Source organism: Martinezella multihospitum (assembly GCF_900094585.1).
Lineage (GTDB): Bacteria > Pseudomonadota > Alphaproteobacteria > Rhizobiales > Rhizobiaceae > Rhizobium > Rhizobium multihospitium.
The window spans coordinates 173,834-194,824 of the sequence record NZ_FMAG01000001.1 but is presented as its reverse complement, the minus strand read 5'-3'; the positions used below and the strand labels follow the sequence as shown (position 1 = coordinate 194,824).

Annotated in this window: 17 protein-coding genes; 10 read left to right on the top strand and 7 right to left on the bottom strand. The window is 61.7% G+C overall.

Annotated elements, in window-relative coordinates:
* The first annotated feature begins 11 nt into the window (after positions 1–11).
* The 7 genes from GA0061103_RS00855 (at position 12) to GA0061103_RS00825 (ending at position 8,052) form a co-directional block, all read left to right on the top strand.
* Complete coding sequence (locus tag GA0061103_RS00855) at positions 12–1,352, top strand: LLM class flavin-dependent oxidoreductase (protein WP_092706193.1); 1,341 nt, start codon at positions 12–14, stop codon at positions 1,350–1,352.
* Positions 1,353–1,367: 15 nt separating this feature from the next.
* On the top strand, positions 1,368–2,567 hold the full coding sequence (locus tag GA0061103_RS00850) for a M20 aminoacylase family protein (RefSeq protein WP_092706191.1): 1,200 nt from the start codon (positions 1,368–1,370) through the stop codon (positions 2,565–2,567).
* A gap of 8 nt (positions 2,568–2,575) precedes the next feature.
* Positions 2,576–3,124 (top strand): GNAT family N-acetyltransferase, encoded by a 549-nt coding sequence (locus tag GA0061103_RS00845; protein ID WP_092708474.1) that lies wholly within the window; start codon positions 2,576–2,578, stop codon positions 3,122–3,124.
* A gap of 40 nt (positions 3,125–3,164) precedes the next feature.
* Entirely contained in the window at positions 3,165–4,946 is a 1,782-nt protein-coding gene (locus GA0061103_RS35540; protein ID WP_092706189.1) for an amino acid ABC transporter permease/ATP-binding protein, read from the top strand.
* A 92-nt stretch (positions 4,947–5,038) separates the two neighbouring features.
* Positions 5,039–5,983: an ABC transporter substrate-binding protein gene (locus GA0061103_RS00835; RefSeq protein ID WP_092706187.1), complete on the top strand. Its 945-nt coding sequence runs from the start codon at positions 5,039–5,041 to the stop codon at positions 5,981–5,983.
* A 77-nt stretch (positions 5,984–6,060) separates the two neighbouring features.
* Positions 6,061–6,999 (top strand): ABC transporter substrate-binding protein, encoded by a 939-nt coding sequence (locus GA0061103_RS00830; protein WP_092706185.1) that lies wholly within the window; start codon positions 6,061–6,063, stop codon positions 6,997–6,999.
* A gap of 12 nt (positions 7,000–7,011) precedes the next feature.
* Positions 7,012–8,052, top strand: a complete 1,041-nt coding sequence (locus GA0061103_RS00825) for an LLM class flavin-dependent oxidoreductase (RefSeq protein WP_092706183.1) — start codon at positions 7,012–7,014, stop codon at positions 8,050–8,052.
* A gap of 101 nt (positions 8,053–8,153) precedes the next feature.
* Here GA0061103_RS00825 and GA0061103_RS00820 read toward each other — a convergent pair whose 3' ends face one another.
* Entirely contained in the window at positions 8,154–8,579 is a 426-nt protein-coding gene (locus GA0061103_RS00820; RefSeq protein WP_092706181.1) for a hypothetical protein, read from the bottom strand.
* Positions 8,580–8,589: 10 nt separating this feature from the next.
* Complete coding sequence (locus GA0061103_RS00815; protein ID WP_092706179.1) at positions 8,590–9,780, bottom strand: FAD-dependent oxidoreductase; 1,191 nt, start codon at positions 9,778–9,780, stop codon at positions 8,590–8,592.
* Between the two features lie 117 nt (positions 9,781–9,897).
* Between GA0061103_RS00815 and GA0061103_RS00810 the strand changes: the two genes are divergently transcribed.
* Entirely contained in the window at positions 9,898–10,692 is a 795-nt protein-coding gene (locus tag GA0061103_RS00810; protein WP_092706177.1) for an AraC family transcriptional regulator, read from the top strand.
* A 51-nt stretch (positions 10,693–10,743) separates the two neighbouring features.
* Here GA0061103_RS00810 and GA0061103_RS00805 read toward each other — a convergent pair whose 3' ends face one another.
* The 5 genes from GA0061103_RS00805 to GA0061103_RS00785 all read right to left on the bottom strand — a co-directional run bounded on the left by GA0061103_RS00805 (position 10,744) and on the right by GA0061103_RS00785 (position 16,789).
* On the bottom strand, positions 10,744–13,110 hold the full coding sequence (locus GA0061103_RS00805; RefSeq protein ID WP_092706175.1) for a heavy metal translocating P-type ATPase: 2,367 nt from the start codon (positions 13,108–13,110) through the stop codon (positions 10,744–10,746).
* A 178-nt stretch (positions 13,111–13,288) separates the two neighbouring features.
* Positions 13,289–14,266, bottom strand: a complete 978-nt coding sequence (locus tag GA0061103_RS00800) for a zinc-binding dehydrogenase (protein ID WP_092706173.1) — start codon at positions 14,264–14,266, stop codon at positions 13,289–13,291.
* Positions 14,267–14,307: 41 nt separating this feature from the next.
* Positions 14,308–14,910, bottom strand: coding sequence for a TetR/AcrR family transcriptional regulator (locus GA0061103_RS00795; protein ID WP_092706171.1), 603 nt, complete (start codon positions 14,908–14,910; stop codon positions 14,308–14,310).
* A 56-nt stretch (positions 14,911–14,966) separates the two neighbouring features.
* Positions 14,967–16,223 carry an arsenic transporter gene (locus tag GA0061103_RS00790; protein ID WP_092706169.1) on the bottom strand — a complete coding sequence of 419 codons (1,257 nt, stop codon included), beginning with the start codon at positions 16,221–16,223 and terminating at the stop codon, positions 14,967–14,969.
* Positions 16,224–16,330: 107 nt separating this feature from the next.
* Entirely contained in the window at positions 16,331–16,789 is a 459-nt protein-coding gene (locus GA0061103_RS00785; RefSeq protein WP_092708472.1) for a universal stress protein, read from the bottom strand.
* 843 nt (positions 16,790–17,632) lie between these two features.
* Here GA0061103_RS00785 and cydD point away from each other — a divergent pair.
* Complete coding sequence (gene cydD, locus GA0061103_RS00780; protein ID WP_425349464.1) at positions 17,633–19,282, top strand: thiol reductant ABC exporter subunit CydD; 1,650 nt, start codon at positions 17,633–17,635, stop codon at positions 19,280–19,282.
* Positions 19,279–20,970, top strand: coding sequence for a thiol reductant ABC exporter subunit CydC (gene cydC, locus GA0061103_RS00775; RefSeq protein WP_092706167.1), 1,692 nt, complete (start codon positions 19,279–19,281; stop codon positions 20,968–20,970). Before cydD ends, cydC begins: the two co-directional genes overlap by 4 nt.
* Positions 20,971–20,991 lie beyond the last annotated feature (21 nt).

Here is a 20,991-nt window from a genome sequence, read left to right as displayed (position 1 = left end):
GGAGGATCATCATGGCTCAAAAACACGTCACCTTCGGTATCATGCTGCAAGGCCCCGGCGGCCACATGAATGCCTGGAAGCATCCGAGCGTCCCGGCCGACGCCAGCACCAATCTGAACTTCTTCGTCAAGACGGCCCGCAAGGCCGAAGAGGCCGGCATCGCCTTCGCCTTCGTCGCGGACGGACTTTATATCAACGAGCAATCGATCCCGCATTTCCTCAATCGCTTCGAGCCGCTGACCATTCTGTCCGCGCTTGCCGCCTTCACAACGAAGCTTGGCCTCGTGGGCACGGTCTCGACCTCTTATAGCGATCCCTTCACCATCGCCCGGCAGTTCGCCTCGCTCGATCTCATCAGTGGCGGCCGTGCCGGCTGGAATGCAGTGACGTCGCCGCTCGAAGGCTCCGGCCGCAACTATAGCCGCGAACATCCGGAACACGAGCTGCGCTACGAGATCGCCGACGAATATCTCGATGCGATCAAGGGTTTGTGGGATTCCTGGGACGACGATGCTTTCGTGCGCGACCGCGAGACCGGCATTTATGCCGACAAATCCAAGCTGCATCGCCTGAACCACAAGGGTCGGTTCTTCCGCATCGAAGGCCCCCTCAATATCGGCCGCTCCAGACAGGGCCAGCCGGTGGTGTTCCAGGCCGGTGCTTCCGATTCCGGCATCCGGCTCGCCGGCAAGCACGCCGATGCGGTCTTTACCAATGGCGGGCCGCTGGAAGATGCGAAGACCTTCTACAAGCAGGTGAAGCAGAGCGCGATCGCGCATGGCCGCAGTGCCGCCGATGTCGGCATCTTTCCCGGTATCGGCCCGATCGTCGGCGCGACGCAGGAGGAGGCTGATGCCAAGTACCGGGCGATCCGCAACCTCGTCACAATCGAGGAAGCGCTCGTCTATCTCGGCCGCTTCTTCGATCATCACGACTTCAGCGTCTATCCGCTGGATGAGCCATTCCCCGATCTGGGTGACATCGGCCGCAACAACTTCCGCGCCACGACCGACCGCATCAAGAAGACCGCGCGTGAGAAGGGGCTGACCTTGCGCGAAGTCGCGCTCGATGCTGCCACGCCGCGCACCTCCTTCATCGGCACGGCCGGGCACATTGCCAATGAAATCATCCGCTGGGTGGACGAAGAGGGCGCTGACGGCTTCATTCTCGGCTTTCCGGTGATCGGCGAAGGCTTCGACGACTTCTCCAGGCATGTCCTGCCGATCCTGACCGAGCGGGGCTATTTCGATCCCACTTTGAAAGGCGAGACGTTGCGCGATCACCTTGGCCTGCCGTTCCGCGAAAGCCGCTATGCCGCAGACATCGAGCCCGCAAGGGCCATCGGCGCTTGAGCCAGGACGATCACCATGAACGCCATCATCAAGACCCCTTCAGTCGCAGATCAAATCGAGACAGGGATCGCCGCCTATCTCGATGAGATCATCGCGCTCAGGCATGATCTGCATCAATATCCCGAACTCGCCTTTCAAGAGCATCGCACCGCCAAGAAGGTGGCCTCGTTGCTTGTGGAATGGGGCTACGACGTCGCAACAGGTATCGCCGGTACCGGCGTGGTCGCGACCCTGAGGCGGGGCAATGGCAACCGCAGTATCGGAATCCGCGCCGACATGGATGCCTTGCCGATCGAGGAGGCGTCCGGTCTCGAGTATCAGAGTGCCAATCCCGGCGTCATGCATGCCTGCGGTCACGACGGACATACATCGATCCTGCTGGCTGCCGCCCGTTATCTCGCCGAAAGCGGCAATTTCAGTGGCACCTTGCGGTTGATATTCCAGCCAGCCGAGGAGATTGGCGCGGGTGCACGCAAGATGCTGTCGGAAGGGCTTTTCGATCGCTTTCCGGTCGATGCCGTCTTCGGCCTGCACAATTGGCCTGATGTCCCGACGGGGCAGTTCGGCTTTGTTGCCGGCCCGGCGATGGCCTCGGTCGACAAGGCGGTCATCAAGATCGTCGGAAAGGGCGGGCACGGTGCCGAGCCGCATCGTGCGGTCGATCCGGTGCTGGCTTCGGCCTCATTCATCACGGCCCTGCAAAGCGTCGTCTCGCGCAATATCGACCCTCAGGAGATGGCAGTCGCGACGGTCGGCTCCATTCATGCAGGTTCGGCTTCGAATGTCATCCCGGAAAGCGTGGAGATGAAGCTGACCATGCGTGCCTACAATGAGACCGTCCGTGCCAGGTTGCAGGAGCGAATTCCCGCACTGGCGCGCGCGCAGGCGGAAAGCTTCGGTGCTGTGGCTGAAGTCGATTACCGTCTCGGTTTTCCCGCGCTCGTCAATCATGCCGAGGAAACAGAATTCGCCCGCAATGTTGCCTTGCAGGCGCTTGGAGGTGCTGCCGTCGAGGCGGATTTCCGGCCGCGGACGGCGAGCGAAGACTTTGCGTTCCTGCTGCAGGCCAAGCCCGGGAGCTACCTCTTCGTCGGCAATGGCGACAGCGCGCCGCTGCATAGCGCCCGCTACGATTTCAACGACGCCATCATCGCGCCGGCAGCCCGCTACTGGGTGCGGCTCGCCGAAGCTTTCCTCGCGAATGACAACGGGTGACGAACGACATGAGCGACACGTTTCTTTATACGACCACATTGGACCCGCGCGCCAAGCCGTTGATCGACGAGCTGATCCATGAGTACGACAGCCGCTACGGCAACTATTTCAGTGCCGAAGGGGCCGCGGCGGAACTCAATCGCTATCCGCCGGAGGCCTTTGCGCCGCCGCACGGCAACTTCCTGCTCCTGTTGCGTGATGGCGAGGCGATCGGCGGCGGTGCGTTCAAGCATTACGACGATCGGACCGCCGAGTTCAAACGCATCTGGACACGGCATGATCTGCGACGCCAGGGGCTGGCGCGTGCGGTACTCGTCGAACTGGAAGCGCAGGCCGTGCGGCAAGGTTACCACCGCATCTATCTGACGACCGGTTTTCGCCAACCCGAGGCCGTGGGTCTTTATCTCAGCAATGGCTATACGGCGCTCTTCGATACCTCGGTCGATCCGGAGGTCCACAAGATCCTGCCTTTCGAGAAAGATGTCAGTCATCTGGCTCTGCACGATGTCGCTGACCTCTCGGGTTCCCGGCAACGTCTGGTCGCCGCCGGCAGGTAAGGGCGAGCCGGATCAATCACAATCATAAGGGGTAAGCATCATGGCGCTGACGACGGATTTTGCGGGTGTCGATCGAGGCACTGGAGTCGCCGAGACGAACACAGACTATTCGCGCTATCGCATCGTGCCGGCAAGACATCCCGGACGCGCGGCCGGCACGATCTTTGCCGCGCTCGTCATAGCGGTCGCCCTCTATTCCACCTTCACCAATCCGAGATGGGGCTGGGGTGTCTTCGCCGAGTGGTTCTTTGCGGAGCCGGTGCTGGTTGGCCTTGGCAGGACGTTGCTTCTGACGGCACTTGCGGCGGTGTCGGGCTCCATTCTCGGAACGGCATTGGCGCTGGCGCGCGTATCGAAGTCGCCGTTGCTGGCAAGCCTCTCCTGGGGTTATATCTGGCTGCTGCGTTCGATCCCGATGATCGTGCTGCTGCTGGTTCTCAACAATCTCGGCTATCTCTATGAAACTATTAGCATCGGAGTTCCGTTCACCGACAAGGTGCTGTTCGATTATCCGACCACGCAGCTGCTCACGCCGTTTGCTGCGGCCTTTCTCGGTCTGACGCTGAACCAGTCCGCTTTCTTTGCCGAAATCGTGCGCGGCGGCATTCTGTCGGTCGATCAAGGTCAGCTGGAAGCGGCCGCTTCTCTCGGCCTGTCTCGCCGCCGTCAGGCGTTCCGCATCGTCCTGCCGCAGGCGATGCGCTCCATCCTCCCCACGGGTTTCAACGAGATCATCGGCCTCGCCAAGAGCACGTCCATGGTCTACGTTCTCGCGCTGCCGGAGCTGTTCTACACGGTGCAGGTCATCTATCGCCGCAATCTGGAAGTCATTCCGCTGCTGATGGTTGCGACGGTCTGGTATCTCGTCATCATGACGGTGCTGTCGATCGCGCAGCACTATATCGAGCGTTATTTCTCCAAAGGCGCGGTGCGCAATCCGACACCCTTGCCGTTCCAGGCATTCTTTCAACGCCTCCAGCGGCCGCTGCCTGCCGCCACGGCTGACACCAGGTCGGACGCCGGGGCACTCGCCGCTTTTCGCAGTGTGACGGATCTTCGTGCCAAGGGCGGTGCTGTGCGCATCCATGGCATTTCGAAGAGCTTCGGCACGCTGAAGGTCCTGGACGATGTCGAGCTTAACCTGCCCGCCGGCAGCGTCACGGCCATTATTGGCCCGTCGGGCTCGGGGAAATCGACGCTGCTGCGCGCCATCAATCATCTCGAGCGCGTCGACAGCGGCTTCATCTCAGTGGACGGTGAGCTTGTCGGCTACGCGCAGAAGGGCGACGTGCTCTATGAACTCAAGGAGAAGGATATTCTGAAGCGCCGAACTGACATCGGTATGGTCTTCCAGAACTTTAACTTGTTTCCGCATCTCACTGTTTTGGAAAACATTATCGAGGCGCCGATACAGGTGCGGGGATTGGATCGGGATGAAGCTATCGCCTTCGCCAGGGAATTGCTCGCCCGTGTCGGTCTCAGCGACAAGATCGATGCCTATCCCCGCCAGCTCTCCGGTGGCCAGCAGCAGCGCGTCGCCATCGCTCGCGCTTTGGCACTGCGGCCGAAGGTCCTTCTCTTCGACGAGCCGACCTCCGCACTCGATCCTGAGCTCGTTGGCGAAGTGCTCGATGTGATCAAGGAGCTTGCCCGCACCGGCACGACGCTCGTCATCGTCACCCACGAGATCGGCTTTGCCCGCGAGGTCGCCGATAGCATCGTCTTCATGGAGGGCGGCCACGTTATCGAAGTCGGCCCACCGCAGATTCTCAGTGATGCGAGACATCCGCGTACCCGCGCTTTCCTCGCCAAGGTTCTCTAGCAGTCGCAGGCAGGCATTCGACGCCGTGATGCAGCAGGCGTCCGGATCATCACAACAATACGAACAACTTATAATTGAAACGGAGTAGGGAAATGACATTCATGGAGAGAGCAAAGTATGTCGTTGCCGGCGTTCTGACGGCGGTAGCGATGAGCTGGACACCCGCGATTGCGGCCGAAAAGTTCAATCTGAGCCCGGATACCTCCAATCGCATCAGGGCGGAAAAGGATGAGGTGGCGGTCAAGGCGATCGTGCCGAACTTCAAATTCGTCAATCCCGGCAAGTTCACTGTCGCGATCAGCCCTTGGGATCCGCCGATCGCGACCTATGCGACCGATGCCAAGACCGTCGTGGGTGGCGATCCGGATATCGCGCAGCTGCTTGCGGATTCCCTCGGCCTTCAGCTGGAGCTGGTGCCCGTTGCCTGGGAGGATTGGCCGCTTGGCGTTTCCTCCGGCAAGTACGATGCAGTCATTTCCAACGTAACGGTCACCGAAGAGCGCAAGGAGAAGTTCGATTTCTCCACCTATCGCAAGGATGTGCTCGGCTTCTACGTGAAGGCCGATAGCAAGATCACCTCGATCAAGGAGCCGAAGGATGTCGCGGGTCTCAAGGTGATCACTGGCGCCGGTACCAACCAGGAGAAGATCATCCTCGAATGGGATCGTCAGAATGTCGCGGCAGGCCTGAAGCCGATCGAGGTTCAATATTACGACGACCGCGCCGCCGCCGATCTCGCGCTGCAGTCCGGTCGCGCCGATGTCGAATTCAATCCGAATGCGACGCAGGCCTATAACGCCTCCATCAACGGCACCAGAAAGCTCGTCGGCATCGTTTCCGGCGGCTGGCCGCTGACGGCCGAAATCGCGGTGACGACGAAGAAGGGCGCCGGCCTTGCCGATGCCGTTACCCTTGCGCTCAACGATCTGATCAAGAACGGCAAGTATGGCGAAGTGCTGAAGCGCTGGAGCCTGACTGCCGAAGGGATCGATCAATCCAAGACCAACCCTGCGGGCCTGCCGAAGAGCGGTTCGTAAGGTTGGTCGGGCGGACCGGCGTCAGTGGGGCTCACGCCGGTCCGCTCCCATCCATCTCAAATGGAGATACAGGTTCCGTGACCATCCGCACTATTTTCAGAACTGCGCTTGCTGCCGCAGCGGCTATTGCCTTGACCGGTCTTGCTCCGGCCATGGCCGCCGAAGATTTCGATCTGAGCCCGGAGCAGCCCGGACGCATCCACGCGGCGCGAGACGAAACGGCGCTCGCCGCTATTCCGAAGGATTTCAAGTTCGTCACACCAGGCACATTCACCGTGGCGGTCGCGCCAGGCGGTCCGCCGCTTGCGACCTATGCGACGGACGCCAAGACTGTCGTCGGCGCCGATCCAGATTATGCCAATGCCGTTGCCGATGCGCTCGGCCTGAAGCTCGAGCTTGTCCCGGTCGCCTGGATCGACTGGCCGCTCGGGCTGACCTCGGGCAAATATGATGCCGTCATCTCCAATGTCGGCGTCACCGAGCAGCGCAAGGAGAAGTTCGATTTCTCCACCTATCGACAGGGCCTGCACGGTTTCTTCGTCAAGACCGACAGCAAGATCGTGTCGATCAAGGAGCCGAAGGATGCCGCCGGCCTGCGCATCATCGTCGGCGCCGGTACCAATCAGGAGCGCATCCTGCTGAAATGGAGCGACGAGGATGTCAAAGCCGGCCTGAAGCCGATCGAGCTGCAATATTACGATGATGATGCGGCAAGCCTCCTGGCTCTCCAGTCGGATCGCGCCGATGTCATCGTACAGCCGCACGCCCAGCTCGTCTACATCGCCGCTCGTGACAAGAACATCAAGCGCGTGGGTACGCTGAGCGCCGGTTGGCCGGATCGCTCGGATGTCGCGATCACCACACGCAAGGGCAGCGGTCTCGCAGCGGCGCTCACCATCGCAACAAACGGACTGATCAAGGATGGCACCTACGCCAGGATCCTCGACCATTGGCATCTTGCCGAAGAAGCCTTGCCGAAGTCGGAAACCAATCCGCCGGGCCTGCCGAAATTTTGAGGAGACAGCTGAATGAGCAGCCATGCCGCATCGATCAGCCATATCGGCTTCCTGACGCCAGGAAACTACCCGGACGAGGACCCGCTCGCCGGCCTGGAACAGACCCTGCAATTGCTTGAATACGGGGAAGGGAGGGGTTTCAACAGCGCCTGGGTTCGCCAGCGGCATTTGGAGCCCGGCATTTCCTCGGCGAGTGCCTTTCTGGCGGCTGCAACGCAGCGCACGCGCCACATCGAGCTTGGCACCGCCGTCATACCCATCGGCTACGAAAGCCCGTATCGGCTTGCCGAGGATCTGGCGACCGTGGATGTGCTCTCGCGCGGACGCTTGAATATCGGTCTGAGCGCTGGTCGGCCGCTGCATGCGGATCTGATCGGGCCGCTTGCTTTCGATGGCGATTGGGAGAGCCACGATTTCTCCCATCAAAGGGTGCTGCGCTTTGCCGACAATCTGAGGGGCGCCTATCTCGGTAATCAGGAGACGGTGATCAAGACGCCATTCGGTCCGCAGCGTCCGCGGCTTCAGCCCTATGCGAAGGGTCTGATCGATCGCATCTGGTATGGCGGCGGTTCGCTGCGCTCGGCCGAATGGGCCGGCCGCAATGGCTTCAATCTCTTGATCGGCAATGTCACGACGGGCGAGCAGACAGACGATTTCTTCGTCGCGCAATCGCGCCAGCTGGAAACCTATCGCGCTTCCGGCGGTGACACGAGGCGGGTGGCGCTCGGCCGGGTCATCGTACCCTTCGACAGCGCCGATGCGATCACCCGCAAACGCTATACAGACTATGCCGCCGGCCGCTACGAGCGCACGCTTTCGCCGCAGGGCGAACGGCGCACGCTTTTCGCCCGCGATATCGTCGGCTCGTCGGATGAGATACTGGAGCGCCTGCGCAAAGATCCGATCCTGCCCCATGTCAGCGAATTCCGGCTGGAGCTGCCCTACGAATTTCATGATGAGGAATATCGCCAGATCATCCATGACTTCGTGACGCTGATCGCTCCGGAGCTTGGCTGGAAGGAGACTGCGCTTCTGCGCCGATCCGCATCCTGAGGGCTGTGGCCGCCCCACATCCGCAATGTTGGATCGACGGGCTCTACGCCCGTCAGGTCCGGTTCGCTTCTGTCCTGAAGACGGTCGGACTATAGCGTCGGTTAGCAGGCGAGAGAGGTGGCGGTGTCCTTTCCTTTCAGAATCCGCTCGGCAAGATGCTGCGCTTCCTCCCGGGAAGAGACGATTTCCATTCTTATACCGAATGCCTTCGTCGCAAGGCTCATCTGCAGCTGCATGGCGGCACGCTTGATTGCGCTTGCCTCAATGCCGATGACTGCCTTGCAAACCGTCGCAAGCGCCGCCTTGTTCTTCTTCAGCCATATGCCGCGGGCCTTGCGATCCTCGTGCTCTTCCGTGTGCTCGTCGCCTTCCATGATCACGACGAAAGGCATTGAAAGGGCAAGCAGGGTATCCATCTCCCGCTCCCATTGTTTCGAATAGCCCGGGTGCACGGAGGCAGCGGAATGGCGCACGATCGGCCATAGGGAAACATCGTGAAAGGCGAAGTCGGTTGGATCGATTGTCATATCAGCCTCCTCAGGCAATCTTATCGGTCACGGCAGCAAATAGCATCGCCGCACCGCGTTCCGATGTGTCGATGGCGCAGGCCGCCCGCTCGCGCATGTCGGCCTCGTAATCCAGCAGCGCCGTGCAGGCCGTCTTCGGCTCCCTGCCGGCCTCGGCCAGGATTTGGGCCAGCATGCGTGCGTCTTCGAGTGCGGTATTGGCGCCAAGTCCGCCGGCAGGGCTCATCGCATGAATGGCATCCCCCAGGAGGGTCACTGGACCGAACGGCCAAAGGGCGTCGGGGCGCCCGACTCTGACCGAGAGCGTAGCAACGGCAGTCGGTTTGCTCCGGCTGATGATCTGCTTCAGCTCCGGATGCCAGCCGCGCATGGCAGTTCTGAGCAAGACGGGCAGATCTTGGGTATGGTCATATGTTTCCAGTCCCAGCCTTTGGCGGGGGCCGATCAGTGCCCAATAGAGATAATCGGTGACCGGCGTCAGCTTGCAATCGGGCGCGAGACCGGCGGCGAGCTTCGATAAGTGGTCGCCGAACCGCATGAGATCGAAGATTGCCGTGCACCCATCGGCAAAGATCACCGTCGTTCCGTCTCCAAGCAGATCGGCGGCATCGTTCAGCGGTATTTCGCTCTTGCCGTAGACACAAATGGAACCCGTATCCGCCGGCTCGGCATAGGGCGCCAACTGGTGTCGCACCCGTGAGTTCACACCATCGGCACCGACGAGCAGGTTGCAGGAAACCGAGGCGGCACCTTCGAAATGTACCTCGACACGCCCGTCATCCATGCAGCGATAGCGCGTGAAGGCATGTCCGAAATGAACGTGATCCTCGATCCCCGACATCAGGATTTCGCGAAGGGTGAGGCGATTGACGCTCAGATCGCCGTCGTCGTCATTCTCGCCGGTATCCCAGTTCGTCGGGGTGCGGCCCGTAACCGGCAGAAGCTGAGGGGTCAGGAAGCACGCGGATCGAGGGCTCGTCGAGGCGGTCGCTCGAAAGAGGTCAAACAGAGCGGTCGGCAGGCATGACGCCAGCGCTTGCTGTCCGTTTGTGTCGATGCGGATGCGATAACCTTGCAAGCGGCTATCGGCGGCCGGATCGCGCTCATACACGTCAAAACGGATGCCGGCGCGCTTCAACCCCTGTGCAAGGCACAAGCCACCGAGGCCCGCGCCGATGATGACGATATGAAAGTCCTGCATGGTCTTCTATTCCATTCACTGGTCGATTTCGATCTTGCCAGAGAAAGATAGCCTGAGGACGCCAGAGCGTGATAACGACATTCGGTCTTTAAATGTTGTAAAGCGGCCAAACGAAACATGGACATCGAAGATATTGGCGACCGTCTCGACGGGCCGCCGCTGATCGCCTTCTGGGGATCGGATGAACCGGGTAGCGCCTTCCGTCTCGGCACTCAGGAATATGATTGGCACGTGCATGGCCGCGGGCAGCTTTTCTGCATCGAAAGCGGGCTCGTCCGTGTCGATACACCTGATGGTTCCTGGCTATTGCCGCCGCAGCGTGCGGGCTGGATTCCGCCCGGTGTCATGCACAAAGCGGCGATCAACGGCGTGCTGAGCGGCTGGGGCATCCTGCTGACACCGGACGCCAGCGCCGGATTGCCGGCGACACCCTGTGTTCTGAGCGTGAGCGAGGTTTTGCGGGCATTGGTGCGCCGCGCGGCGACATGGCACTGGGAGGAAAAGCTCTCACCGCAGCAGCGTCGTCTCGCAGCCGTTTTGCTGGACGAGGTTCGGGCCGCACCGCGCGAAAGCCTGCATTTGCCTATGCCGGCGGACCGGCGCGCTTTGCGCATCGCGGAAGCCGTACTGCAGGAACCGGCCAGCGAGGAGACCCTTCATGCGCTGGCGCTGCGGGCGGGAGTATCCGAACGATCCGCCAGGCGGCTCTTCAATGTCGAAACCGGCATGTCCTTCGCCCATTGGCGGCAGCAGGCGCGCTTGCTGCTTGCGCTTGAATATCTGAGTGCGGGCAAACCGATCGCCGAGGTGGCGGACAGCCTGGGATATGCGAGTGCCAGCAGCTTCATCGCCATGTTCAGGAAGGCATTCGGCCTGTCGCCGCGCCGCTACCTCTCCGTTCAGAAGTCCTGAGGTGAAATGTTGCAAAGGGCGCCGACTTGTCGATCGGCGCCCATAGATAGCCTAGGCGGCTACCCGGCGAGGCCGGAGGGCGAGCAGGCGCAGCGCATTCATGGTCACCAGTACGGTTGCGCCGGTATCGGCGAGGATCGCCGGCCAGAGACCGGTGATGCCGACGATCGTGGTCACCAGGAACACACCCTTCAGGCCGAGCGCGATGGTGATGTTCTGGCCGATATTGCTCATCGTCCGCTTGGAAAGATCGATCATCTCGATGACATCGCCGACACGGCCATGCAGCACGGCGGCATCCGCGGTCTCCAGCGCAACGTCGGTCCCTCCGCCCATGGCGATCCCGACATCGGCTGCCGCGAGAGCAGGCGCGTCGTTGATGCCGTCGCCGACCTTGGCAACGCAAAAACCCTGCCGCTTCAGGTCGCCGACGATCCGCTGTTTATCCTCGGGCAGGAGCTGCGCCCTGACCTCGATGCCGAGCGTCTTGCCGATTGCCTGCGCCGTACGCTGGTTATCGCCCGTCAGCATGATCGTCTTGATGCCGGCATCGGCCAGCGCCTTGAGACCGGCGGCCGTATCTGCCCGCGGCTCGTCGCGCATGGCGAGCAGACCGGCGGCGCTCCCCTTGGCGACGACAACGGAAACGGTTTTTCCTTCGTCGTTGAGCGCAGCGATCCGGGCTAACTGCTCGGCGGTCAGCGAAACCTTGTCGGCAGCTGCCTGCGGCGACCCGAGGAACACGTCGATACCCTCGACGGTGCCGCTCACGCCCTTGCCGCCGATTGCCTTGGCATCGATGATCTGAGGGATATCCGTTCCGGCTTCAGCCGCGCGGTCGAGGATGGCGCGGGCGAGCGGGTGGCTGGAGCCGGTTTCGAGCGCGGCTGCCAATCGCAGCACCTCGTTATCGCTCATGCCGAGACCGACGATATCGGTGACTTTTGGCTTGCCCTCGGTGAGAGTCCCGGTCTTGTCGAAAGCGACGGCGGTGACCTTGCCGATATTTTCGAGCACGGCGCCGCCCTTCAGCAACAGGCCGCGGCGAGCGCCTGACGAGAGCGAGGCTGCGATTGCCGCCGGCGTCGAGATGACGAGGGCGCAGGGGCAACCGATCAGCAGGATCGCCAGGCCCTTGTAGACCCATTCACTCCAGCCGCCGCCCAGGAACAGAGGCGGGATGACGGCGACGAGTGCGCCGACAACGACGACACCTGGCGTGTAATAGCGGGAGAAGCGATCGATGAAACGCTCGGTGGGAGCCTTCGATTCCTGCGCCTCTTCAACCAGCTTGACGACGCGGGCGATGGTATTGTCGGATGCCGCTGCTGTTACTCGGACGCGCAGTGCAGCGTCGCCGTTGACCGTGCCGGCAAAGACGGTTGCATCCACGCCCTTGCGTACAGGCGTGCTTTCGCCCGTCACCGGCGCCTCGTCGATGGCGCTTTCGCCGGAAAGGATGACGCCGTCGGCGGGAATGCGGTCGCCCGGACGAACCAGGATGGTGGCGCCGACGGCAAGGCTTTCGGCCTGCACTTCGCGGGTCTTGCCATTCTCCTCAAGAAGGGCGGTTTTGGGCACCAGATCCGTCAGGGACTGGATGCTGGCGCGCGCCTTGCCGGCGGCGACGCCTTCCAGCAACTCGCCGATCAGGAACAGGAAGACGACGGCTGCGGCTTCTTCGCTAGCACCGATGATAACGGCGCCGATGGCCGCGATCGTCATCAGCATTTCGATCGAGAACGGCGTTCCGACCCGTGCGGCCATGAAGGCGCGCTTGGCGATCGGCAACAAGCCCACAAGCATGGCGGCCGTAAAGATCCAGACATCCAGTGCAGGAACCAGCTTGCCGATCCCCCAGGCAACGGCAAGCGCCAAGCCACTGGCAATGGTTAGGCGACCCTTGGCGGATTTCCACCACGGTCCGGTGGTCGGCGCATGATCGTGACCATGAAGGCCAGCAACCGCGGCATCAGGCACTTCAGAGGCGTGGCTATGACCGGAATGATCATGTCGATGGCCGGCGGCGCCATGATCGTGGTCTCCGTGATCATGATCATGGTGGTGATCGTGGTCGTGCCCGGCGTGGTCATGATCGTGATTATGGGCATCCGATTTGTGATCGTGATGATCATGTCCGCAGCCGCAGGCATGGTTGCTCTCTTCGACCTTTGGCGCGGCGGCATTGCTTTGCGGCAGCGGGAAAACCTTGTAGCCCAGTCCCGTGACCCGCTTGGCGATATTGGGCAGCAGATCGGGATCGCCCTGATGCTTGACCGTCATGGTGCCTGCGGTGACCGAGACGGAAACATCCTCGACACCCTGCAGCCGGCGAACGGCTGTGTCGATTTTCGCAGCGCATGAAGCGCAATCCATGCCCTCTACGCGATAGCGGCTCTGTTGTGTTGTCGACGTCATGTTTCGGTTCCAAATTTTCTCTTGGAACCACTGCTACATCCTCTAGTAACTAGAGGGACAAGAGCAATTCTGCGAATTTTTGCGTAATCGCTCGCAGGGAGCGGCCATCGAGCTGGCCGTGCTCCGTGATGCCGCTCCACTTCCCTGCGCCGGTTGCTACGCCATGGCGCGGGGAGGTCTATAGCTTCAGCAAAACCTTTCCTGCCTTGCCGGGCGCCAGCGAGGATTTCACCGCTTCCGCGATCTCCGTGATGTCATAGGACGCTTCCACCGGCAGCTTGACTTCGCCGGAAGCGACGCGCGTGATCAATTCGGTGATCAGCCGCCGGCGCTCTTCCGCCGGCATTGCGGCGCTGACTTTGGTGCCCCAGAAGCCCTTGATCGTGAGCTGTTTGAAGATGACGGCCCTTGAGGCGATCTGCATCGGCTTGCCGGCCGCGGTGCCGAAGGAAACCAGCAGGCCGTTTTCACCAAGGAGATCGGCCAGGTCGTTGCTAGCAACACCACCGACGGAGTCCACCGCGGCGCGAATCTGCGCGTCGCCGACCATGGCACGCACCTTTGCCTTCCAATCGGTCGCGGCAGTCGAGACGGCGTTGCCGATGCCGAATGCGGACAGCTCGTCGATGCCGCCATCGCGCCGAACGAGATTGATCATGTGTATGCCGCGGCTGCGGGCCAGCATGGCAAGGGTCTTGCCGACCGCGCCATTTGCGGCATTCTGCATGATCCAGTCGCCGCGCTCGACATTGAGGGATTCCAGCAGCGAAATGGCGCTAAACGGCATGGCGATCAGCTGTGCTGCGGCTTCGTCGGAAATCACGTCGGGCACTGGAACAAGGCTTGCCGCCGGCGCGGTGAATTGTTCGGCCCAGGTGCCATGGACTCCAGCCGCGACGACCCGCTTGCCGATCAATGTCTTGTCGACACCCGGTCCGACGGCATCGACGAAACCGACCGCTTCGCTGCCGCCGATGGCTGGCAAAATCGGCTTGTAGCCATAGGCGCCACGCACGGTCCAAAGATCGTGATTGTGGATGGGGGAGAGGATGGTGCGAATGCGCACGTCTCCGGCGGCGGGCTCCGGCAATGGCATGTCGGCCAGATAAAGGACCGCAGCCGGATCGCCGAAGACATCGTGGATGGCACTGCGCATTTTATTTTCCTTGCGTGTTGACATGCTGGTTCTGCTTTGGATCAAATGCTGCCGGGTGCCGAAAGGGCTTGTTCGGTGGCGAGCATGGCCTGGTCGAGCGGTGTCTTGTCTTTTCCAAGTTTGGCCAGGATCGCTGCCCCGAGCCAGAGGCTGTAGAGCGAACGAGCCGTCTTCTCGGGGATGCAGGACGGTGAAATCGAACCGTCCTCGCGCCCCTCGGTGATTGTTTTGGTGAGGCGGCGAATGAGATCCTCGACGCCGCCGAGCAGGATCACGCGCATATTATCCGAAAGATCGGAGATCTCGGCGGCAAGCTTTACGACCAGGCACCGATCGGCAAGGCTGGCCGTATTGCCATCGGAAAGCCAGGCATCCCAATAGTGCATCAGGCGCTGGCGGCCATTGCCCTTCCAGCCGAAGAGCGCATCGAGCCTCTCCGCATAGTCAGAGCAATATTGCTTCAGCAGGGCGCAGCCGAAGGCCTCCTTGGACGCGAAATAGTAGTAGAATGAGCCCTTCGGCACGGCGCTCTGTTCGAGCAGCTCCTTCAGGCCCACGCCTCCGAAACCCTTGCGCAGCACCAGTTCCCGCCCGATCGCAAGAATATGGCTCCGAGTCAGCTCTGATTTCTTCTTCGTCATCATGAGCGGTCCGTAACAAATAATCGACCGGTCGTCTATAAACCCGATGTTGTTCGCTGTCAGATCAGTGCGAGGGCAGCAAGCGAGAGGATCAAGGCCGGAAACATCACGAGAGCGCCGATCCTCAGGAAAGCCAGTGCTCCCATGTGGAGCCCTTCGCGGCGAAGAGCGGCAAGCCAGAGGATGGTGGCGAGCGAGCCGGTTACCGACAGGTTGGGTCCGAGATCGACGCCGATCAGCACAGCGCCGGCAATGGAATCAGGAACATGGGCTGCCTGTACGGCGCTGCCGGCGAAAAGGCCGGCCGGCAGATTGTTGACGAGGTTGGAGACGATCGCAACGGAAAGCCCGGCAGCTCCGACCGCCTGTGTCTGTGACTGAGCCGCCAGCAGTGCCAGCTTTTCGGAGAGAAGAGCGGTGAGGCCGGTGTGATTGACAGCCTCGACGATCACGAAGAGGCCCGCAACCAGAGGTATTACGCTCCAGCTTATGCCACGAAGCGTCTCCAGCGGATTTTGCCGGGTAAGGGCGAGAACGATGACGGTCGTGAGGAGGCCTGCGACAAATGTCGGGATGCCGAGATCGAAATTCATGGCCGACGCCACGATCAGAATGAGGGCGGTGACCACGAGTCCCCATCCTGCCAGCCGGGCGCTGTGGGAGAGGAGAGGCTGTCCGACATCGCGGGAGATCGTGTCTTCCGCCAGTGCACGTCGCTGCGTCCAGTAAAGACAGGCGAAGGTGACGATGATCGAAACGATGGATGGCAGCAGGAAGGTCTGCATCCAACGCGACAGGGGTGGCATCTCGCCGCCGGCGAAGATGACCAGATTGGCCGGATTGGAGATCGGGAGCACGAAGCTCGCGGCATTGGCGATGAAGGCGCAGACCAGCAGATATGGCATGGGGTCCTTCACCCGCGCCGCACGGCAGGCTGCGTAAACGGCCGGCGTAAGCACGACGGCGGTTGCGTCATTCGACAGGAATACCGTTACGACCACGCCGACAACATAGACGAGTACGAACAGCCGGCGAGGAGAGCCCCTGGCATGTGAAGTGGCGATCGCCGCCACCCAGTCGAAGAGCCCTTCGCGCCGCGCGAGCTCCGACAGCAGCATCATGCCGATCAGGAACAGATAGACATCGAATCCTTTGGATATACCCGCCCATACGTCGGCCGGGCCGATGAGCCGGAGGGCGACAAGAAGTGCTGCGCCGAGAACCGCCCAGATCGCTTCCGGCCATCGGAATGGGCGTGTGACGACACCGAGGGCGGTCAGGCCGGCGATGCTCCAGGTGATGGCGGATTCGGTCATTCAACTCGTCTTGGATTTGAGGTCGGAGCGGGTATGTAGCATCACTGCGGGGCAGCGCAAACCGTAACCACGCTGTGTCTCGACAGAATTCCTGCACGATATGCCCGCTATGCCTTCTTCGCTGTGGTCGCTTTCCTTGCCGTATCGTCGTGCGATTTATCGGCTCGCTCGACGAGGACGGAACATTCTGCGTGGCGGATGACATATTCGACCGTCGAACCGAATATGCGATCGATAATATCGGAGGTATGCGTCGCAAGAATGATGAGGTCGGCCTTCTTCTCCTTGGCGACGGTCAGCAGCGTCTTCGATGCCGTGCCCATGCGCACATCGACGGAGGCGGTAATGCCAAGACGCCTGCACAGAGCATCGAGTTTTTCCTCAGCCTCCGTGATCACTGAAACAGCCCAATCGTCTGGGCTTTCGCGCCCGGAGGGGAAACGCTCGATAACGTGCGCGACCGTCAATTCGCCGCCTGGAGATAAAAGTGCCTGAGACGTTCGCAACAAGCGTTCGGCGCGCTCGCGCGAGCCCAGCCCAATTGCGCAAATGATCTTGTCATACATTGCATTCTCCCAAAACGTCTCGGCCCGAAGCAGTTCTTCGGCGTCGCTTGCAATCTCTCCGGTTAAACTTGCCCGGACAAGCAAACGCGTATCCAACACATCGATAACGGTGGCATCCGTCAAGTCTCGTTGCCGGTATGATGCAAACCTTATATATCTATAGGCCCTCGTCTGTGTGCCCTGGGTCGATGATTGCTCGTCTTGCAGTCGGCGCGGTCCATTCGATCGGGTGATTCGCCAGCTTGGCACTAAGTTTACCGCAATAGAGGTCAAATGGTCGCGGGTTTCATCTCCGACCGGATGGTGAGCGGCGGTGGATTCGCGCTTCCCGAACAGACGTCAGAATCGAGGAAAATTGCTGCAGTGCAAACGGTTTAGCTGCCGGACGATGAGACGCCACTATCACAACAACCTAGAAATATCATGGGCTTCTGCGTCAATCTGACATGGCTGTGGCGAAGCCCTGCGACATCCTGCACGCTTTTGCGCAGTGCACAAACTGCCTTAGAACCATGTCGCGAACAACTTGCCATGGGATCAACCCATCGGCGAGACGGGCGCTGCTATTCTTGTCGCTGACAAGAGGCAGAAAGCCAGTCATATTGGGGCTCCGATATCGTCGATTGCGGCAAGTGCGTTCTGGGTTCGACGAAAGATTGATGGTCTGCAATGTAGATCATTCGATCTTTACTGGTCGGCGGACCCTCCTTGATGACACTGACTTGGAAAGGACGGGCTCACGTGACAGCCTCCTCCGCCACCGATGGAATGTTGGAAAGACGCAAGGTTGCGAACCCACCTGCGTCGGAGAGTTTGATTATCGACAAGGCGGCGAAGGAACCGATGGCCGCAAAGTGTCGCGGCCTCGGCCTTGCATCAGCGCTGCTCTGCCTGTCTTCCCTCGGATGGATCGGCCAGGCAGCAATGCTTGCGGTCGGTGTTGGGGCGATCAGTCGAGGTGGCGGCGTCGGCGAGGTTGCGGTTCCAGCCGCGGTGGTTGCGGGTATCGGCGTCCTGCGGGCCTGTCTGGATGCGGCGGGTGGCCGGCTCGCATTTCTCGCCGCGCGCCGGGAGCTGAGCTCGCAGCGCTTAGCCGCAGCTGCAGCTCTTGCCGCACGTTCCCCGCTCGACAGCGGCAGGCCGGCATCCGGCTTGGCGGCAAGTGTGCTGGGCGAGCAGGCGGAGGCGGTCGTTCCCTATCTCGCGCGCTTCCGTCCGACCCGCATGAGAGCAAGCCTGGTGCCGCTCGTCATGCTCATCTGTATCCTGCCGATTTCCTGGCTGGCAGCGCTGATCCTCGCGCTTTGCGCGCCGCTCATTCCGATTTTCATGGCGTTGATCGGCTGGCGCGCCAAGGCCGCCAGCGAGAAGCAGCTTGCCGAGACCGGCGGCATCAATGTCTTTTTGCTCGATCGCCTTCGCGGCCTTGCGACCATTCGCGCGCTCGACGCCGTCGATCTTACGGCCCGGCGCCTGCGTGCCGATGCGGACTCGCTGCGGCTGCGCACCATGGCTGTGTTGAGGATCGCATTCCTGTCTTCGGCCGTACTCGAATTCTTCGCAGCGCTCGGCGTTGCCGCGACGGCCGTCTATGTCGGCTTCAGCCTCCTGGGCTCGATCGAAATCGGCACCTGGGATGGTCGTCTCACATTGACGCAGGGTCTCTTCATCCTGCTGCTGGCGCCTGCCTTCTTCGAGCCGCTGCGGGAGCTATCCGCCGTTTGGCATGACCGCGCCAATGGCGAGGCGGCACTTTCGGCCTTGAGAGAGCTGGCATCATCGCGCCAAACCATTCTCGGCGGCGCCGACCTGCAATCGTCGACGCCGACAAGCGAGGCCTTCGTCGATATCGAAGCACTGGTCTTTCGCCATATGCAGGAGCGAGACGCCGCAATCGATCATTTCGATCTTTCTATCGAGGCCGGGGAGCATGTGGCGCTCTGGGGTGCCAGCGGCTCGGGCAAGACCACGCTTCTGTCGCTGATTGCTGGTCTTGCGCGACAGGAGGCCGGTGCCATCAGGATCGGCGGCATCCCGCTGCGTGACGACACGGCCGATGCGTTGCGCCACCGCATGGCGTGGATCGGTCAATCGCCGCATATCTTTGCCGGCAGCGTCATACGCAATATTAGCCTGGGGCGCGGCAACATCGACGCTCCCGCCGTCGCTTCGGCTCTCGAAGGCGTTGCTCTCGATCGGGTCTTTACTCCGGAACGGATAGCTGCGGTCGGTGAGGGAGGGCTCGGTCTTTCCGGTGGCGAGGCGCTGAGACTGGCGCTGGCGCGCATGATGGTCGATGAACGGGCCGATATCATTCTCGCGGACGAACCGACCGCTCATCTCGATGCACGGACGGCCGCCGCAGTCACGGATACGCTGCTCGCGCTCGCCAAGGGCCGCGTCCTGATCGTCGCCACGCATGATCCCGTGCTTGCCGCGCGAATGGATCGCATCGTCCGGCTCGATGAGCGGGCGCGGAGGGCAGCGGCATGAAGACGTCGCTCAAGACCCTTCTACCGTTGGTCAGGCTATTCTGGGTCGAGCGTGGCGCGAGCCTTGCTCTCGGCGCCGGCTTGTCCGTGCTGGCCATGCTCGCCGGCGGCGGGCTGCTGGGACTGTCCGGCTGGTTCATCACCGCTTCGGCCTTTGCCGGCCTGACGGTCGCGAGTGCTGCGGTTTTCGACGTCTTTATGCCGTCGGCCGGCATACGCCTGCTCGCAATCGGCCGGACGGCTGCTCGATACGGCGAGCGGCTTGTTACGCATGACGCGACCCTCAGGGTTCTTGCCGCCTTGCGCGAGAGGTTGTTTCGCGGCTGGGCGGAGCCTTCCGCGGCTGCGGCGATGATCCGCCGGCCGGCAAAGCTGCTGTTCCGCCTGACGAATGATGTCGATGCGCTTGATTCCCTCTATCTGCGCGTGCTTGTGCCAGCCGTAGTTGCGGTTCTCGCCGCTATTGCAGTGACGATCGCGCTCTGTTTCATCGATCCGTCGTTCGGCGTCATGACAGGGCTGTGGCTTGTCGCGCTCTGTCTTGGTCTTTCTATTGTCGCGGCGCGTCTGGCGCTGAAGCCAGGGCGTCGCCGCGCCCACGCGATGGAAGCATTGCGTGCCCGGATTGTCGACCTTGTTGCCGGTCAGACCGATCTGGCGATGGCCGGACAGCTGCAGGCACAACGGGCGGCGATCGTCGAAGCGGATCAGCGATTGGCGGAGGCTGACAGCGCCTTGAATAGAATCGACAGTGGTGTTGCTGCGGGCTTTTCTCTCGGATCGACATTCTTGTTGACGACGACGCTGCTTGTGGTTGCCCTGCTTGCCAAGCAGGGAACGATTGGCGCGCCTGCCGCCGCCTTCGCGCTGCTTATCGCCTTCGCCGCCACGGAACCTTTTGCGGCTCTTAGACGAGGGGCGCTGGAACTTGGACGAACCCTACTGGCCGCAAGGCGCATCGCGCCTCGATTGAACCCGGCCGCCGCTCCCATGCCGCGGGTTGAACCGGTCGCCGGCTACGCCTTCCAACTCAGCGCTGTCGCCGCCGGACGCGAGGGAGCTTTCCGCCCAGTCCTCAGCGATCTGTCTCTATCACTGCCGGTCGGCGAACGGCTGGCGGTCGTGGGTGAAAGCGGCGTCGGCAAATCGACGTTGCTGGCCCTGCTGGCGGGCGAGATTGCCGCGACGAGCGGCTCGGTGGCTCGTCAAGCTGCTGCGACGCTGATGCAGCGTAGTGAGCTGTTTCGAGACACGGTGCGGGGCAATCTGAAGCTGGCGGCGCCTCATGCAGACGACAATCGGCTGCGCGATGCGCTCGCAACGGCCGGCTTACTTGACGACATCGACGCACTCCCTCATGGCCTTTCAACGCGTCTCGGCGAAGGCGGCAGTGGCCTCTCCGGTGGTCAGCTTCGCCGGCTGGCGCTCGCAAGGCTCCTGCTGCGCGATACGCCGCTCTGGCTTCTCGATGAGCCGACGGAAGGCCTCGACGCCGCCACGGCCCGTGCCGTGCTCGCTCGACTGGCCTCAGTGGTCGATGGGCGCAGTCTCGTCATCGCCACGCATATCCGCCGTGAGGCTGCCTTGGCAGACCGCATCGTCGCTCTGGACGACGGTCGCATCGTCGCCATGGCTGCACGCGGCACATCGGAATTCGAAATGCTTCTCGATCGGCTGCGGCCGGATTGAGGGGTAGTCAACATGCCCGCG